We start from the raw sequence: 16552 nt of genomic DNA, 5'->3' as shown, positions 1-16552 counted from the left end.
ACGGTTTTGCTGATTTATCAAAAGTACTCCTGATCTTTAACCCTGCCTGTTGAACTGCACCAATCCCTACCCAAAGCTTCAGCATCATCAAATTCAAGTTGCCGTAATGTCAAACGTTCTGTAACCATCAAGTTACTCATTCGATAACCCTCCAATTTTATAATTAATTTGTGAAGACGCAAAAAAACCCCATCCCATTAGGGACGGAGTTGCTCCGTGTTACCACCCTGATTGACGTTTATAATAAACGCCCACTTAGCCATCGTCCAACAACGATGCTTCTTTGTAACGGTAGAATCCCGGGCCCATCTACTATAATTCGGGAGCCAGCTCTGAGGTGATTTTTTGATTCGGATATCCGCTGCCTCGCACCAACCGGCAGTTCTCTGAACGGCGTTTCCGTATCTACTTGTCCTCTTCATCGCATTTGGTAATTATTAATTAAAGTTCAATATAAGATATTCAGTAATATTCTGTCAATAACTCAACAACAACAGCTCACATTATTAAACAATGCTGCCCGTTAGTTCAATAAAAAGGAAGCTCCCGGCCTTCGCTTGGGCTACGTCCTCCTCATTATATTTCATTTCCAATTAGTAATTAAAGAACGTACGCGGGTAGCATGTAGTTCTTTAACAGAGGACTGATTTTAACCTAAGAATTAAGAAAATTCTTTATTTTCTTTTGCCAGATAATCAACGGGGTGTGTCGAACTTTCCTTGGTTCGACAGGAGAATTAGTAGAATTGGAAGGGAAAATGATGCTTTAGTATGATTTAGCAGAGAGACAATCTTAAACGCTTACTATCAAGAGGTGCTACCCCATCCGTTTTGTATAATTTCCTGAATAATAGCATAGTAACTATTCTCTAGCAACTCTTACCTTATTTGCTCTACGGCTTCAAATATTTATCCAAAAACTTGATCATTGTATGTAGAAATCGATTAAGTTCTCTTCGTTGGTGAAGCCATGTCCTTCATCATCCTTGACCATATACTCCACTTGCACGCCGCGTTTTTTGAGTGCTTCGACAATTTGGTCGGATTCTGCTTTGTTTACCCGCGGATCATTCGCCCCTTGAGCCACGAATAATGGAGTTACGATCTTATCGACGTGGAACACCGGCGAAACTTGCTTCAGCATTTCTTTGTCCTTTTCGACATCGCCGACACGTTCGTTTAAGAGATTTCTCATGGTCTCCCAATACGGTGGGATCGATCCCAAGAACGAGAACATATTCGATACACCTACATAATCAACAGCAGCAGCATACAATCCCGGCGTTTTCGTAATGCCTGTCAAGGTTGCGTATCCGCCAAACGAACCGCCATAAATACCAACTCGTTTCGGATTAGCAATCCCTTGCTGAATCGCCCACTTCACACCGTCAGTAATATCATCTTGAATTTTCAATCCCCATTGTTTATTTCCTGCATCCCTAGAGGACTTCCCATACCCCATTGATGCACGGAAATTCATTTGAAGTACGGCATACCCGCGGTTTGCGAGCAATTGTACTTCCGGGTTGAAGCCCCACATATCACGTGTCCACGGCCCACCATGCGGATTAATGATCAGCGGCAGATTTTGAGGCTTTTTATTTTTCGGTAATGTTAAGTAACCGTAAATCGTTAATCCATCTCTGCTCTTGTAAGAGATCGGATACATATCAGCCATCTGATCTGGTTTAAGCCACGGACTCAGATTACCTAAGGATGTTAACTCACCCGATACGCTATCGTAAAAATAATACATCCCGTAAGTCTTGTCATTCGAAACACTAACGATCAGCTTCGTCATATCCTCGATATGTTAGGAACTATATCGTTTGAAGTTGCTTGTAACTTGAGTCATAGAGTTCCTAGAATTTTCAAATAACAAGCTAAAGGCAAAATAATTATCTTGATCTTGCTGGTGCTATACCTGATTCAACAAATCTGCCAGTTAGCACAACTCGGCTGCCGATCATGCCGACAGCCGCGTTTCGCTCCCGCCGTCCCACCCTTAATAGATTGTGAAGAACTAGGCGAATTAGTTATGTAGTATGCCGTACAATAATTTGATATGGAATCTCTATCTTATCCTTAGATCTGTTAATTGTTAGATCAAAAGCTTGTTCTCCCACTTTCACTAATTGATGATCAACCGTTGATAAGCTCAACCCAATTCCAACAGGCTGGTTTTCTTGGCCGATAATCGCCAGATCCTCCGGGACTCTCAGCTGTAGGCTTCTCGCGTGCTGATAGATGCCTGACGCAACCTCGTCGCCGTTCGCGTAAACTGCAGTTGGTCTTGAATCTAAATGAAGCAGTTGTTGAGCAGCTCTTATCCCGTCATCAATGCTGTAGCAGTCCTTGATATGGTATTTCGACGGCAGGTCGCCAAAGATATTCTGATACGCTTTTATCGTCAGCTTCGTACTATTGCTCTCTTCTCCTCTTGCTGTTGTAAAAGCGACTTGGGAATGCCCTTTATCCTTTAACAATTGAAATGTATTTACATAAGATTCATATCGATCCATGTAGGCACAGCCAATCTCAGGATGATCCGAAAACTCGCAGGCCACGATTGTCCCATATTTGGTATAGGGTAGAATCGCATCCCAAGTGTTCGAACGAGAGGTAATGATGATTCCATCCAGTTGTTTATTTTTCAGCATATTTAAGTAACTGAGCTCTTTATCCGGATCGTACTTGGTAGGCAGAATCACCACGGTATAATCAAGCTCAACCGATCGGTTAAGTACGCCATGAAGCAATTGATCAAATGCTTGATTGTTGTTGTACGGCATGATCACACCGATACTTCTTGTTTCCTTGCGAATTAAATCGACAGCTAATCGGTTAGGGGTGTAGTCCAGTTCATCAATCACACGTTGTACAGCTGCTCGCTTCAAATCCGACACGTAAGGATGTTGATTCAACACCCTTGAAACCGTCGATACGGATACGCCGGCACGCTTTGCGATTTCTTTAATGTTTGCCATCGTCACCTTCTCCTATTTCTACTTCTACCTCTTACATCTGGCCTTTGGATCCGTGCCAAGCAAATCTATTATACTGAAAGCGAAAAAACCGCTGTTACAGGACTAACCAAAGCGATCAATATGGCCAATTCCCGGTTGTCCGATTATCGATTAGTCACACTCCACTTGTCCTTTCTTCTTGCTAAGACTAAAAGCCATTCTTATCTGGGATTCTGTATTCCTTTCAATAGATAGTTCATCAGGTAGATTATTTTCGTAAAAGAATTTAACTTCACTTGTTTCTGTACCTATCGCAGCTTGCCCACCAACAATTTCACACTGTATAAAAAGCTTATAAACATGATAAGGTGAAGGAGGATGTGGATGGAGTTTTTTGTCATGTACTGCTAACAGTCTTATAGCCCTCACATCAAATCCAGACTCCTCTTTTGCTTCCTTTACTGCTACTTCACTTGGAGATAGACCAATATCAGCCCACCCGCCAGGTAGAGCCCACTTCCCATCCATTTTTTCTCTTACCATGAGTATTTGATCATCTTTAAATATTACAGCTCTAATATCTACTTTGGGTGTGGCATAGCCAGTTTCATTTGCAAACAGGTCTTTGATTAGTTTCATTTCTGTACTTGTATACTTTGCCATCATTTCTACGCTGATATCACGTATCTGCTGAAATCTTTCTAAATCATATGGATCTTTTGAGTAGGTTAACCCCGCCTGTGCTATAGACTGTAGATGCTTTGCCCATTCAAGCCACTTATCTTCCAATTTTACCACCCTCAATATTTATGATATCGCAAATTTAAAGCAGGCGAATCGCCGGCTCTCTCCACGCTCTTTGGCGTCGCTTTAGCCGACCATCCCCATATATTCACACTCTTATAGCGTTTTATACCGACCTCCATCAACATTATTTGTGAGGATCTCCTCTTTGAATAATAAAGTATGAAATCCATTTCAGGTCAATATGACGTACAGTTGGTGTGATAACTAATTTCATTTGAACAAATTGATAAAAATGACATGTGTAAATGTCTTAAGCAACAAAAAAACCTCTCCCAAGTTCAACAAACTTAGAAGAGGCCATATAGAGGCGTATATCGTTCAATTGTATTTCAATCATCACTTCGTATAAAATTCCTGCGGTTCTAACGGCTTCAATCTTGTCGCTTGAACTAAACCGTTTGCCAGCAGAGGCGCAAATCGGGCAGCGCTTGGCAGAAGCTGCTGAACAGTAGGCTTGCTCATGAGCCATTGCAGCAGGCTACCCCATCTTAGAGGGCTGGCGAATTCCTGCCGGATCGCTTGCGTATAGCGTTGTTCCCATTCCAGCAAAGAAATGCTTCCCCGCAAAAAACTGTCCGCGAGCGGAGCGCATAATGCAGCCGAGCGCAGCGCCATTGACATCCCGTCGCCGCAAAGAGGAGCGATCATCGCGGAAGCGTCGCCTAGCCGAGGTAGCCCGTCCCATGGCGCTGGCTTATGCTGGAGATAGACGGGAGCAATGGCAGCTTGTGTATCGCGAACGGGCACAGCTGTTGCAAGCCGCTCGGCTAGTTTTTGGTTGCGCTGAATCGCCGCTTCCAGAATGGACAACACCGATTTGCCCGCCTTCGCAAATTCGCTACGATTAAGCAGCGCCGCAGCATTCACGCTGCCATCCTCGACCGGGCATAGTCCTAAATATCCACCGTGGAAGAAATACATCTCAATCACCGGCTCCATCTTTACGGCATAATGGGTTTTAACGCCAATGTAGGTTTGCTGGCACGAAGCGGCTGCATCCGGACGATGTCCATTCATTCGCATCCGCGAATTCGCTCCCCAGGCCGCAATGATAGACCTGGCATGGAACAGGTTCGAATCCGTTCCCTGCTTCGTTCGAACGGTATAACCTTTTCCATGCTGCTCAATTCCAGTAATCGTGGTCGATAAGTGCAGCTGTGCCCCAGTCTGCATCGCGGCTGTATGCAACGCCTCATCCATTGCATATCGGCTAAGTCCCCAGGCAACGCCAGGGATCGGAAGCTCGATTTTTCCACCCTGCTCGAAGATGAGCTGAGCCCGTTCAATCCGCGTCGGATGAAGCGACACAACCGTCTCGATTAATCCTAGAGCGTGCAGAGTGCTCTGGGCTTCTGGCGAAAGGAATTCCCCGCATACCTTATGACGCGGGAAGGCCCGCCGGTCGATCAAGGCCGTCTCCCACTGCTTCTCCGCGAGTGCCTTAGTGATACAACTTCCTGAGATGCCTCCCCCGAGAACGACGACATCCACATCATGCTCCAATTCGATCAGCTCCGTCCGCTTAAATATGAATCAGGCTTACCGATCACGACTGCATAACGGAACAACGGCCTCCAGGAGTACATGATCTGATTGATCCCCATTGCCTGCTTTAGGCGCTTCCAATCCTGCGAGCGGAAGCCTTTGGCCACGGACAAAGGGCCGTCATTCAAGATATACCTGTTCGATGAAATAGTCCGTGTCGCAAGCCATACCGCCATCCAAGCGATCCAGTGCCGATGGATATCATTCACGACAACGCCAAGCCGGGCCGCCCGCAGCATGCTTGCAACGGCATGGGGCAGCTCTTCCTCTGAAAAATGATGCAGAAGCTGTGTGCCTGTCACGATATCCGCTCTCGCCTCAGGGAGCGTAAACAAATTGCCGCGCATGACTTGAACCCGCGGCTCATCAAGGTACAATTGACGCGCTTCGGCACAAGCTTCTTCTGTCATATCGACCAGTGTGATCATCAAGGTAATGCCTTGCCGCGATGCCCACTGCAGAACGCGCCGATTCACGTCACCGGAGCCTGCACCGACGTCTGTAATGGACAACTGCTTCGGCTTGCCCGCCTCCCGCCACAATTGCTTAATTCCATATAGGGTTGGCGCGCTTGCCGCGAACAGCCGATTCAAGCGGCGAAGCTCCCGTAGTGCCTCACGAAGCTCCTCACCGCCATTTGTTAAATCGTCCATGAGCTCAGCCGCCGATGCCCGCCGATGAAGCTTAGGAAACATAATGCGCATTCTCCGTGCGGCGCTTGGATGGCACGCTGGAAGCAACATAAGTAATTTTGATCATCTCCGCCGTCAAACCTGGGCCGAAGGCTAACGCAAGTCCGGATGCCCGCTCCGTACCTTGCTCCTGCAGCTGTTCCCTCATCTTCTTCATGACGAACAAAATTGTGGCGGAGGACACATTTCCAATGTCTCGCAGGACACTGAGACTTGGCGCAACCTGTTCATCTCTCAGACCATATCTCGATTGCAGCGCTTCGACAATGCCTTTGCCTCCCGGATGAATCGCCCATAATTCGGAATGCTCGTCACCACCGAGATGCGCTACTTCGGCTGGAACATGTTCGCGAATCAATCTCGGAATATTCGGGGATAGATATAGGTCAAACCCATCATTGCCGATCTCCCAAATCATTTCATCAGCTCCCCCAGGCAGCAGTACCGATCTATCATCACCAAGCTGGTAAACATGCTGATGCTGCGAAGATGCCGCGCCGATTACGCAAGCCGAAGCCCCATCGCCGAAGAAAGAAGCGCCGAACAAAGCTTCCCGATCCCCGGAAGGCTGAATATGGAGGGTGCACAATTCCACACACACAATCAATACGTTCGTCTTCGGATCTCCAGACACCAGCTGCTTCGACAAACATATCGCCTTCATTCCGGCAGCGCATCCGATGAAGGTGAGCGGGATTCGCATGACCGAGGGCACAAGCCCTAGCTCTCGAATCAAGGCCGCATCGATGCCTGGAAGGAATTGCCCGGTACAGCTAACCGTGATCAGATGCGTGATCTGCTTGGCATCCATCTTCGCATCAGCTAAGGCCGCTCTCGCCGCAGATATAGCGAGGGGGACGGATTCTCGCTTATAGACCGCCATCCGTTCTGCCGTCGACGGCACTTTCGAACGATCTTCTTGCGGCATATAACGGCATACCGATGCTTCTTGCAGCAGATCCGGTTCGCATGTATACCGGCTCTCGACACCGCATTGCTTGAATATTCTTCTGGCCCAACGGGCTGAATCCGGGCTATTGCTCAGCGCATCAACAATCCGGCGTGCCGTATCAGCCTGATCCATTCGATAAGGCGGCAACGCGGTACCGATTCCTGTAATAGCAATCATTGGTCTTACAGCTGCCATAGCATCATTTCCTCCTTAATATACGTTAACGACTTCAACTCTGCGGTACTTTAAGTTCATTCCAAAGCCGTTCTCTTCAGCTTACCCATCTTTTGGACATGACAAAACCCAGCCCGTTCGGACTGGGTTTACCTAAAGGAGATATTTGTTTCCCCGACTACTAGCCGATGGTTGGATCATTCATTGTGTTTTCTGCCAAGCTTCCTGATTTAATTCTCCATTTATGGCTGCCGCAGCTACAGCCCCTGATGCGGCTGCCGCAATAGATTGATGCATTAGTGAAGATGCGTCACCCGCTGCATAAACGCCAGGGACACTGGATTTTCCAAATTCGTCGATTGCAATTACCCCCGTGTCCGATATGCGGCAGCCAAGGGACTGCGGAAATTCCGTTCCCGGGACCAGTTCCGACTTGAAGAAGATTCCCGTGCACGGAATTACTGTCCCATCTTCAAGCGCAACATGGTTCACCATACCCTCGCTGGATACAATGGCACGAATCGGCGTATCGAATAGCGGAATATGATGATCCCGCAATTCATCGCGTTCAGCCTCGCTCAATTCATCGGGGCCATTCGTGCATACGACAAACCGCTTCGTCCACCCCGACAACAATGGAGCGAAATGCATGAGTGCCGCTCCTCTGCTAATGACAACCAGAGGCTCATCTCTTAATTCCCAACCATCGCAATACGGGCAAACAAACGCACTCTTTCCGTAGACCTCGGCCAATCCCGGAATTTCAAGCTTGCGATCCTTCATGCCTACGGCAAACAGCAGCTTTTTGCTGACGATCTTCAGCCCTGTGGCCGTCTCCAGCAAGAAGTATCCGTCCTCACCCGAAATCGACACAACGGTATCTTCCACATGGGAAACCGAAGGATAAACGCGCAGCTGCTCCTTTGCAATACGTCGGAATTCACTCGGGCTAATTCCGTCCCGCGTCAAAAACCCGTGCGCCTCCCGGGTCACAGCATTGCGGGGACGTCCCTCATCAATGACAATCGTCTGTTTCCTCGCGCGTCCCAGTGTAAGTCCGGCGCTCAAACCGGCGGGACCTCCCCCGATAATTGCTACATCAACTTTATTCATGAATGTTAACCCTCCTCGTTAGTATGCTATTCGATATTTATAGTGACTACAGGCTAGATACGGCCTTCTCTGTCGTACATATGCTGATTTTGCAGATGGACAAGCACTTTGCCGAACCGGCCTCCTTGCCGGATTTCCACTTGTTCACCGCGATATCTAGCCAGTTCATAATCCGTCTGGCCCTTCGCCTACCTTCTTCGCTGAACCCTTTTCTTAAAATTTTTATGACTCAATTGGAAATCAACCCGGATACCGGAACCAATATGCCGAGGGTCTATAAGTAACCTGTTGTCAGCCATTGGGCTGTTGCGGCGGTGATATGAAACTGGCTGTGCTTCTGTTGTTACTGCTTTTATAATTCACTCTCCCAGTAATAATTCGATAATACAGATTTTAAAGATACTAGTTGTCTTTAATTAACTTAAAAAAAGAAATATCAGATGACTATATTATGCTCCCGCACAAGATCAGACATTTTCTGATTTCTCAACTGTTCTTCCATCTTCTCTTCTGCCGATAACACCACCTTTTGAATCGGGCATCCTGGTCCATGATCGAAACTGCAATCGAACAAGGAAGCCGAACCTTCAATCGCATGAATAATATCTAGGAACGAAATATCTTCCCAATTTCGTTTGAGTCGATAGCCGCCATTCACCCCCGTTATCGATTCAATCATGCCCGCCTTCACCAACTTGGTCAGTATTTTGGACAAATAGGTTGGAGACACTTTTTGTCGTTCAGCCAATTGCTGTACACCTATTGGTTTTTGGGGAGTCGCCACAGTAAGAAAGAGCATCGTATGAAGGGCGTAATCGGTAGCCTTGGAGAACTTCATTCATAATCACCTCAAACACAGACTTAATGAATCTATAATAACTATTATGTTTCATTACGTCAATTCTAATCCAAGAACCATAACGCTTCAATGCGTTGCTTCCCTACGTTCTCTTTTTTCAGTTGGGATCATCAATCGATATTCCCTTTAAAATCAGCTTGATCGCATTGACATGCAGGGCTGCATATTCGTCCCCGCTTAATTTTGGCATCGTTAGGCAAAGCTGCGTTGCTCCAGCCAATGTGGACATTACCCAAAACTCAACGTTTCGATATCTAGTTGGTTGCCATTAATGAATAAATCGGCAAATATTTTTAGTACGCAATACAAATTCTATTTCTCTATGTTTTGCAGCATCTAGGTAATATGTTGCAACTTCCTCAAAATCCACGCCCCAAAAGGGGTATGACCTAGCAAAGATTAGGGTTATACCTTCTTCTTCGGGGAATGCTAATTCTGAACTATCCTTAGGAAGAGGTATCTTGTAGATGACTATGGTAACCAGATTTATCGAATCGCATTCCTCCTATTACATGGCGGCTCTGCTGGTGGGAATCGGTCTCTTTTTAAGATTTCGTTATTTCATCAGCTATGCGGACAGAAAATTATCTTACGATGCCGCATTTGCAAAATATGGAGGCTACGCCTGCCTTCTGCTCTCCTGTGTCGTTATCATCGTCAAATTGATCGTTATTTGACATGACCTATTCGGCGTATAGACGTCTCTACTTGAACACTTACGTCTACGGTTCGAAATATATTATCCCATTCTTGTTCATGCTGCTTCCAATAAGCATACTTGTGCCGGCGTAATTCCTCGCCGAACTCAAAGATATCAAGCCCATACTCATTTTGAAGTTTTTGTATAATAAGATTCGCGTCGTGACGAATTTCATTATTCAGCATTTGCTCAATCTTTCTTAGATCTTCGGGGGTCGGATTCAGGGAGAGACCATCCTCACCAATATTTCCTTCCGCAATAATCCGTACCGTAAAGTAAGGCTTTCCATTTCGAATATGAGGTTTAATGATGGAACGCATATTTTTCACTTCAAACGTAGTGAAATGTTGATTCCCTTTTTCGTTAACTATCAGGTAATTCCCGGCTTGTACCGTTCCGACGACCCATTGGTGCGATCTCACATCATTGCTTTCCAGCCAGCCTGCGAACTTGTCTTTATTGAATAGCGCGCCTCCTTGCATAATGACATGATCTACCCGAGGATCCACTTTTATCAACAGACTATTACGATTCGCCCTGTAATTGACCGAAAAAGCGCCAACTGTTGAATTTTGAGGCATCTTTGAGGTTTTGTTGACCGATTCCTGAGTTAGCTTGCTCAAATAAACCCCAGGTACGGGGATTAATTTATGGTTGATGTCCAGAATATCCTTCGCTTTGCCAGGTGTCACAACGAGATTCGTCTTTCTGCGGAGTTCATGGTCCCGGAGGAACAGATCCATCGGAGCTGAGATTCCATCTTTTGCGAGCTCTTCACTGATTACGATCACTTGCAAATGCTCATAGAAAGGAACTCTGGCAACCTTGGTGGCCATCGAGCGCATACAATCAAAAATGGAGCCGCCCGTAACACTGACATTCCAGACTGGCTTTACGTCGGACGGGGGGCTCTTTCCGGATAAAGCTTTCGGTTCTGCGACCTGAATTGTCAATTCATACAGCCTCTTCCCATCTTTCTTCATTTCTTTGTCAATCGCTACTGCGAGTACAAAAATCCGATTCTCGATCTCTACCCGATCCCAGCAACCTGTGAGGAAAAAAACTAGCAGCAAGGCAATAATCGTCTTTAGAAAGCGATATTTCAAAGCCGTCTCCTCCTTCTGTTCACACCATACCCCAACCATAATACGGCGATGGCTAGAATATTAAGCGAAGCGCCGAACGCCCCGACCGCTTGGCTCCACATTTCAACCTGCAGTACATTTTGAGGCAGCACCGCTAGCAAATAGATGACTGGAATCAGCAAAATAGAAATGACGCGGTGTTCCTGAAGTCCGAGCAATTTGGCTAGAACCAGGCTGGCACAATAATGCAGCAGAAGCATAGTTGTCAAAGCGAATGGTACCCAACTGATCATCATGATCGATTCCAGGCGCTCTACGAAACTTCCTTGGAATTGAATGTTTTTCGCGATGGTCAGTGTCGGGAAATTCACATAAGCCACTTCCTTGGCGCCCAGTGCGCTCACACAGGCAATCACAATAAACACATAAATGAATATGATCGTACTGAACGCACCGAAAATGACACGGCTGGATTTTTTGGGCGTCTTCATAAAGGGCAGCAGAAACAATATCGTTTCAAATCCCAAAAATGAAAACGACGTGGAGGGTAAACTAGCAACGACCGGCCAGATCCCGTCTCCGAGAATCGGCAGATTATTCCCCAGATCCGCATCGCTGAACGTAAGAAGCAGTACAAGGACCAGCAAAAAGAAAGCGATCGGCTGAATAAACTGATTGAAGCGGGCGATCGCGTTGATTCCGTGCGTAATGATATAAGTACTGGTCAAGAAAGTACTGAGTATAACCACTTCAACTGGCGTATCATCCAACAGAAACAGCTTGGTAACGTCGGCTGAAATACGGGTGACCGTACTGGCAAATACTATGAAGTAAATAACGAACAGAAGGCATAGCATGATGCCCATAGGTTTGCCTATGAGTAACGGACTGTACTCAATCAGGCTTTTCTCTGGAAAGCGTTCACCGATCTTCGCCATCAATAGAGCCGAGCAGGCAGCTAGTATTCCGCTAGCGATAATTACGATCCATCCATCCACGCTGGCCTGGTTAGCAACTTGCTGCGGCAAGGATAATATTCCGACACCTACCATAGAGGAAAATAACAAGAATCCCATTTGTATATTTGTAATTTTGTCCTTAATCATCGGCATTACCACCCCTTTTTACGTTGGTCCAGCTTCAATCGCTGTTCTTTCAAAGGCTTGAGTACAGATGGACGTTTTTTCAGTAAAGGGAGCGGAGCGCGGATTACGGAATCTTTCCAATCTGCGGTATGGAAAGGGGCAAATGGAGACAAGTAATTTACTCCAAATGATTTTAGCGAGATGAGGTGTGCAATGATGATCATAACACCCAAGATCAACCCTAGAAGACCCAAGACACTCACGAAAACCATGAGCGGAAAACGCAGCAGGCGTATCGCAATCGCCCCGTTATAGGATGGAATCATGAAGGAACAAATCGCAGTTAGTGCCACAACGATAACCATGATAGGACTTACGATTCCCGCTTCCACGGCGGCCTGGCCGATCACCAGTCCGCCGACGATTCCAATCGTCTGTCCGATGAAGCCAGGCAGGCGCAAACCTGCTTCCCGCAACAATTCCAATGTGGCCTCCATTAGAAGTGCCTCAACAAAAGCGGGAAAAGGAGCATCGGCCCGCGAAGCGGCGATCGAAAGCGTCAGTTGGGTCGGAATCATACCGGGATGATAGGACAGGAGAGCAATATAGAGCCCAGGTAAAATTAAAGCGATAACCGAACCTATGATGCGGATGACTCGGATAGCCGACCCAACGAGCCAGCGTTCGGAATAATCGTCCATAGCCTGAAACAACATAGAGAAAGTAAGAGGTACCATCAACACAATAGGAGTTCCATCCACGACGATGGCAATTCTTCCTTCTGCAATGGCTGAGACCACTCTTACCGGTTGTTCCGTATATTGGACTTGAGGAAATGGAGAATACCAGCTGTCCTCAATCCATTGCTCGATCGTTCCGCTATCCAGCAGCTCGTCAATTTGGATTGATTTTATTCGCTGCTCAACTTCTTTTAGAATTTCAGGATTTACGATACCGTCGACATATACCAAGGCCACCTTTGTCTTGCTGTGTGTGCCGATGCGGGATATCCTTACCTGCAGACGGGTATCGGGATACCTTCTGCGAATGAGAGAAAGGTTGGTAGAAATGGATTCGACGAATCCGTCTCTGGGGCCGCGAAGAGTATGCTCGCTGGTCGGTTCTACGATGGAACGGTTTTGAATGCCTTCTCCAGAGAGTGGATAGGCAAATTCACTCTGATTAGTCAGCACGAGAACACTGCCGTTAAACAATGCCTCCAGCGCTTGTTCCAATTCGTCCAAAGCATGCTTTGGAACGGTATCAAACCTAGCTTCATGAAATAGTGAAGGAATGATTTGTTCTTGTACGTAGACATCATTCACAAGTCCTTCTATATAAACCAGAATCATTATTTCGTCATGAATCTCAATTTTGCGAAATACGATATCAGAATTCTGTTCAAGCAAAGCGCGTAGTTTCGTTTCCCACATAATGCTCCTCCCATGAAATGAGATAACAGTTAGTATGTCGCACGGAATGGAAATGTATTCAAAAAACAACTTTGCTTCTGATTATGCTCTTTTAGTTAAGATGATCAGTGGTAAGATTGTTATTCAGGAGCTGTCTCATAGACATGACGGCATCCAAGAACTCCTGGAACGAGATCTTCAAATAGCAATAAAAAAGTCGAACACGATTCGTATAGAATCGTGTTCGACTTTCCTCATTTTACCGCTAATTTTCACCTATAAGAAATAAATCACCTAAAATATCCGATTATACCAAAATTATATATTTTGGAAGCGCTTTATCCTGTTTGCAATATTAAAAAAATTCCTCATACTAATTTCCGCTGCTTAATCTGTCTTCTTGTTGGACTCAGGGTTGTTCTGCATACGGCTGAACATCAGTTCATAGCTGTTATTTCCGTGGTACAGAGATCGCTTCACACGCGAGATGGTAGCTGTGCTCGCTCCTGCATCCGATTCAATCTTACTGTACGTATTATTGTTATACAGCATTTTTGCAACTTGAAAACGTTGAACTAATGTCTTTATTTCATTAACAGTACATAAATCATCAAAGAAAGCATAGCACTCCTCTTTTGTCTCTAAAGTTAGGATGCCTTCTACAAATTCATCCAATGCTTTACCTTTTAATTCATCAATAAGCATTAATAGTCCCTCCTCGAGTCATGACAAGTTCCCTCTCTATGTATAACATAAGGCATAATCATTCGACAAGTTTCGTCAAATGCCATTTATCGTTATTTTATTATGCGTCACCCCGAATAAATTCTATTTTTGTATCGCCAACTTTCATATTCTACCGCAGAAAACGTGATTTTTTTGTGATTTTTTTGTGATCATTTGAATATTCATAATATCCTCTTTTGGGGACATCACTATTCATATTAATCCAAGCTAATCTAAATCACCCACTAGCCAATTTAAGGCCAGTGGGCTTTTTCATGTGAGTTGCTTGTACTTATAAATATACACCCAAAATGTCAACTATCCTAATCCACTGCCAATCCCCTGGAGAAGTGGCCATCTTAATTTCTCGACGATAAGCCTGGATTGCTGTCACGATCCCGCTGATCTCAACGTCGTCAAATTCATCAAATAAGCGGAGTGTAATTCGCTTGTGCTCATGAAACGATTCAGACAGCACTAGCTGGATCTGCTCTAATTCTTGAGTATCCAAGATCGGCTTTGTCTTCCTCTTACTCTCATGATCCTGCCGCTCAATTGCTCTTTTATGTTCCGGCAGGATAAAGCTTCTTTCCCAGAAGCCACCTTCAAGTAAACCAGCCATAGTCATCCCCCTTAGTACTTAGTCCAGTAGTCTAAATTACTTGATATTACTGGTTTGGGTTTAGGCATAGATGTATCCCTCTCCCACCCCTCCAGGATGACAATGGTATCAAGTCGGGGATTGTCTGGCCAGAAAATATACCTCTCCTGTACTAACACATCCAGAGCGGACTTAATATCCTGGTATTGTCGGCCTGTCGTGCGTTCTAATTCTGGTTTTGTTGGCATACGATTACGTTGACTCGAAAAATTATACAGGATCCGAAGCACCTTTCGTTCAAGATCGCTTAACATACCATCATCTCCATATAAGAACATATGTTTGTATTATATGCCTGGTGTGTGACTTTTATCAATATGAAAAAAAGACCACTCTTATTGAGTGAATCTTTACAAATTTATATTTCACAACATTAAATCACATATATAGGCATTATTGTTTGGACAATCCATGGGTTTATTTGTATTCTTCTTAGTGCAAATAATTTATAAGGAGAATACGTATGAAAAAAATATTTCTATCTATTATTTCATGTTTAGTTGTCGTTTTTAGTCTTGGAACGAATGTTTTTGCAGAAAGCGAAGTTGATAATCATTGGATAATGAAGAACGACCTTCCTTCGCCGCTTGCAGGTTCAGCAGTAGCAGAAGCAAATGGGAAGATTTATGTATTTGGAGGTATATCAGGTTCATTAACTGATATAAAAAGAACTGTTTATGAATACGATCCGATCAATGATTCATGGATCCAAAAAAATGATATGCCAGTTACTGCGGCAGCATCTACCGCCTCAACAGTAGATGGGAAAATATATGTGTTTGGTGGCTATACAGGTAATATATATACTATGACAGGAGGCTCTGTATTAAATAGCGCTTATATCTATGATCCTCAGACAGACACGTGGGAAAAGAAACAAAATATGCCAGTTACGAAAGCATGGGCAAGTGCAGTCTCATATGAAGATGATATCTACATAGTAGGTGGAATAATAGATTCAAAAGCTACGACTGTTGCTAGTGTTGAAGTGTATAACACTAAAACAGATTCATGGGCTACCAGAGCAAGCATGCCTTCTGCTCTACATGCGGTTGGCCTAGCCGTCTATAACGACAAAATATATGCAGTCGGAGGTGGTAATGGAATAACTTCATATAAAAATGTTCGTGAATATGATCCAAAATCTAATTTATGGGCCGATAAGGCTAATTTGATAAATGCTAAGGATGGATCAGGTACAGTTTCTTTTAATGGGGTAATATATAGTATTGGTGGTGGAACAACGAGTGGTGATTCACTTGGAAGTGTAGAAGTATACAATCCAATTACGGATACATGGAAGGAAGCACCAAATTTAAATGTAGCCCGCTCTGCATTCGGTACAGTAGTTGTAAACGGGAAAATATATGTTGTAGGAGGAGCCATATTCAATCCTTTTAAACCAACAAAGACAGTTGAGGAATTCACGTCTACAAGCGTACCAACAAATCCTACTGATCCAGAACCATCTGGTGACCGCGCAATTCTTACGATCATCATGACAACAGGTTTAGAAAAAGAATTCGACCTTTCGATGGAAGAAGTAAAAGCCTTTATTAACTGGTATGACGCTAAAGAAAACGGCATAGGGCCGGCTCAATATGGTATTGACAAGCATAATAACAATAAAGGGCCTTTTAGCAAAAGGGTTGACTATGTAATTTTTAAAAATATACTATCGTTTGAAGTAGATGAATATACAACGGAATAATTAAATGGAAGCCCGCCAACCAAAAGGTTAGCGGGCTTTCTACCGGTACTTCCGGATTGCATAAC

Annotated in this window: 17 protein-coding genes, 1 pseudogene and 1 other annotated feature; of the genes and pseudogenes, 2 read left to right on the top strand and 16 right to left on the bottom strand. The window is 44.9% G+C overall.

The window, feature by feature from the left end:
- Window positions 1–17: 17 nt before the first annotated feature.
- The 11 genes and pseudogenes from ABD014_RS11175 to ABD014_RS11125 form a co-directional block, all read right to left on the bottom strand.
- Window positions 18–140: a hypothetical protein gene (locus ABD014_RS11175; protein ID WP_343860968.1), complete on the bottom strand. Its 123-nt coding sequence runs from the start codon at window positions 138–140 to the stop codon at window positions 18–20.
- Between the two features lie 56 nt (window positions 141–196).
- Window positions 197–431: a binding site (T-box leader), on the bottom strand.
- A 461-nt stretch (window positions 432–892) separates the two neighbouring features.
- Window positions 893–1806 (bottom strand): annotated as a pseudogene (locus ABD014_RS11170) (alpha/beta hydrolase family protein); the annotation flags it as partial.
- A 229-nt stretch (window positions 1807–2035) separates the two neighbouring features.
- Entirely contained in the window at window positions 2036–2986 is a 951-nt protein-coding gene (locus tag ABD014_RS11165; protein ID WP_343860966.1) for a LacI family DNA-binding transcriptional regulator, read from the bottom strand.
- 150 nt (window positions 2987–3136) lie between these two features.
- Window positions 3137–3754 (bottom strand): NUDIX hydrolase, encoded by a 618-nt coding sequence (locus tag ABD014_RS11160; RefSeq protein WP_343860964.1) that lies wholly within the window; start codon window positions 3752–3754, stop codon window positions 3137–3139.
- Window positions 3755–4108: 354 nt separating this feature from the next.
- Window positions 4109–5275, bottom strand: coding sequence for an NAD(P)/FAD-dependent oxidoreductase (locus tag ABD014_RS11155; RefSeq protein WP_343860962.1), 1167 nt, complete (start codon window positions 5273–5275; stop codon window positions 4109–4111).
- Between the two features lie 5 nt (window positions 5276–5280).
- Complete coding sequence (locus tag ABD014_RS11150) at window positions 5281–6012, bottom strand: methyltransferase domain-containing protein (protein ID WP_343860960.1); 732 nt, start codon at window positions 6010–6012, stop codon at window positions 5281–5283.
- The gene (locus ABD014_RS11145) at window positions 6002–7156 is read right to left on the bottom strand and encodes a type III polyketide synthase (protein ID WP_343860958.1); all 1155 of its coding nucleotides are present in this window, start codon (window positions 7154–7156) and stop codon (window positions 6002–6004) included. The genes ABD014_RS11150 and ABD014_RS11145 overlap by 11 nt, the downstream gene beginning before the upstream one ends.
- 180 nt (window positions 7157–7336) lie before the next feature.
- On the bottom strand, window positions 7337–8248 hold the full coding sequence (locus tag ABD014_RS11140; RefSeq protein ID WP_343860956.1) for an NAD(P)/FAD-dependent oxidoreductase: 912 nt from the start codon (window positions 8246–8248) through the stop codon (window positions 7337–7339).
- A 46-nt stretch (window positions 8249–8294) separates the two neighbouring features.
- Complete coding sequence (locus ABD014_RS11135; RefSeq protein ID WP_343860954.1) at window positions 8295–8417, bottom strand: hypothetical protein; 123 nt, start codon at window positions 8415–8417, stop codon at window positions 8295–8297.
- Between the two features lie 267 nt (window positions 8418–8684).
- The gene (locus ABD014_RS11130; RefSeq protein WP_343860952.1) at window positions 8685–9086 is read right to left on the bottom strand and encodes an Rrf2 family transcriptional regulator; all 402 of its coding nucleotides are present in this window, start codon (window positions 9084–9086) and stop codon (window positions 8685–8687) included.
- A gap of 118 nt (window positions 9087–9204) precedes the next feature.
- On the bottom strand, window positions 9205–9336 hold the full coding sequence (locus tag ABD014_RS11125) for a hypothetical protein (RefSeq protein ID WP_343860950.1): 132 nt from the start codon (window positions 9334–9336) through the stop codon (window positions 9205–9207).
- Window positions 9337–9574: 238 nt separating this feature from the next.
- Between ABD014_RS11125 and ABD014_RS11120 the strand changes: the two genes are divergently transcribed.
- The gene (locus ABD014_RS11120) at window positions 9575–9784 is read left to right on the top strand and encodes a hypothetical protein (protein WP_343860948.1); all 210 of its coding nucleotides are present in this window, start codon (window positions 9575–9577) and stop codon (window positions 9782–9784) included.
- Here ABD014_RS11120 and ABD014_RS11115 read toward each other — a convergent pair.
- From ABD014_RS11115 to ABD014_RS11095, 5 genes are all read right to left on the bottom strand, one after another.
- Complete coding sequence (locus ABD014_RS11115; protein ID WP_343860946.1) at window positions 9777–10913, bottom strand: Ger(x)C family spore germination protein; 1137 nt, start codon at window positions 10911–10913, stop codon at window positions 9777–9779. The genes ABD014_RS11120 and ABD014_RS11115 overlap by 8 nt on opposite strands.
- The gene (locus ABD014_RS11110; RefSeq protein WP_343860944.1) at window positions 10910–11998 is read right to left on the bottom strand and encodes a GerAB/ArcD/ProY family transporter; all 1089 of its coding nucleotides are present in this window, start codon (window positions 11996–11998) and stop codon (window positions 10910–10912) included. Before ABD014_RS11110 ends, ABD014_RS11115 begins: the two co-directional genes overlap by 4 nt.
- 5 nt (window positions 11999–12003) lie before the next feature.
- Entirely contained in the window at window positions 12004–13410 is a 1407-nt protein-coding gene (locus tag ABD014_RS11105) for a spore germination protein (protein WP_343860942.1), read from the bottom strand.
- A 366-nt stretch (window positions 13411–13776) separates the two neighbouring features.
- A complete protein-coding gene (locus ABD014_RS11100; RefSeq protein WP_343860940.1) occupies window positions 13777–14094 on the bottom strand; it encodes a YerC/YecD family TrpR-related protein in 318 nt (105 codons plus the stop codon).
- A gap of 313 nt (window positions 14095–14407) precedes the next feature.
- Complete coding sequence (locus tag ABD014_RS11095) at window positions 14408–14737, bottom strand: YolD-like family protein (protein ID WP_343860938.1); 330 nt, start codon at window positions 14735–14737, stop codon at window positions 14408–14410.
- Between the two features lie 502 nt (window positions 14738–15239).
- On the opposite strand from ABD014_RS11095, the gene ABD014_RS11090 reads away from it, so the two are divergent.
- The gene (locus tag ABD014_RS11090; RefSeq protein WP_343860936.1) at window positions 15240–16487 is read left to right on the top strand and encodes a Kelch repeat-containing protein; all 1248 of its coding nucleotides are present in this window, start codon (window positions 15240–15242) and stop codon (window positions 16485–16487) included.
- Window positions 16488–16552: the final 65 nt, after the last annotated feature.

Source organism: Paenibacillus motobuensis, from assembly GCF_039521865.1.
In the GTDB taxonomy this organism is placed as follows: domain Bacteria; phylum Bacillota; class Bacilli; order Paenibacillales; family Paenibacillaceae; genus Fontibacillus; species Fontibacillus motobuensis.
This window is presented reverse-complemented; position numbering and strand designations above follow the sequence as displayed.

Excerpts from the sequence above, each read along its gene's own strand:
- ABD014_RS11175 (WP_343860968.1), bottom strand. The coding sequence starts at position 140 with ATGAGTAACTTGATGGTTACAGAACGTTTGACATTACGGCAACTTGAA.
- ABD014_RS11165 (WP_343860966.1), bottom strand. The coding sequence starts at position 2,986 with ATGGCAAACATTAAAGAAATCGCAAAGCGTGCCGGCGTATCCGTATCG.
- ABD014_RS11150 (WP_343860960.1), bottom strand. The coding sequence starts at position 6,012 with ATGTTTCCTAAGCTTCATCGGCGGGCATCGGCGGCTGAGCTCATGGAC.
- ABD014_RS11145 (WP_343860958.1), bottom strand. The coding sequence starts at position 7,156 with ATGGCAGCTGTAAGACCAATGATTGCTATTACAGGAATCGGTACCGCG.
- ABD014_RS11140 (WP_343860956.1), bottom strand. The coding sequence starts at position 8,248 with ATGAATAAAGTTGATGTAGCAATTATCGGGGGAGGTCCCGCCGGTTTG.
- ABD014_RS11135 (WP_343860954.1), bottom strand. The coding sequence starts at position 8,417 with ATGAACTGGCTAGATATCGCGGTGAACAAGTGGAAATCCGGCAAGGAG.
- ABD014_RS11130 (WP_343860952.1), bottom strand. The coding sequence starts at position 9,086 with ATGAAGTTCTCCAAGGCTACCGATTACGCCCTTCATACGATGCTCTTT.
- ABD014_RS11125 (WP_343860950.1), bottom strand. The coding sequence starts at position 9,336 with ATGTCCACATTGGCTGGAGCAACGCAGCTTTGCCTAACGATGCCAAAA.
- ABD014_RS11120 (WP_343860948.1), top strand. The coding sequence starts at position 9,575 with ATGACTATGGTAACCAGATTTATCGAATCGCATTCCTCCTATTACATG.
- ABD014_RS11110 (WP_343860944.1), bottom strand. The coding sequence starts at position 11,998 with ATGATTAAGGACAAAATTACAAATATACAAATGGGATTCTTGTTATTT.
- ABD014_RS11105 (WP_343860942.1), bottom strand. The coding sequence starts at position 13,410 with ATGTGGGAAACGAAACTACGCGCTTTGCTTGAACAGAATTCTGATATC.
- ABD014_RS11100 (WP_343860940.1), bottom strand. The coding sequence starts at position 14,094 with ATGCTTATTGATGAATTAAAAGGTAAAGCATTGGATGAATTTGTAGAA.
- ABD014_RS11095 (WP_343860938.1), bottom strand. The coding sequence starts at position 14,737 with ATGGCTGGTTTACTTGAAGGTGGCTTCTGGGAAAGAAGCTTTATCCTG.
- ABD014_RS11090 (WP_343860936.1), top strand. The coding sequence starts at position 15,240 with ATGAAAAAAATATTTCTATCTATTATTTCATGTTTAGTTGTCGTTTTT.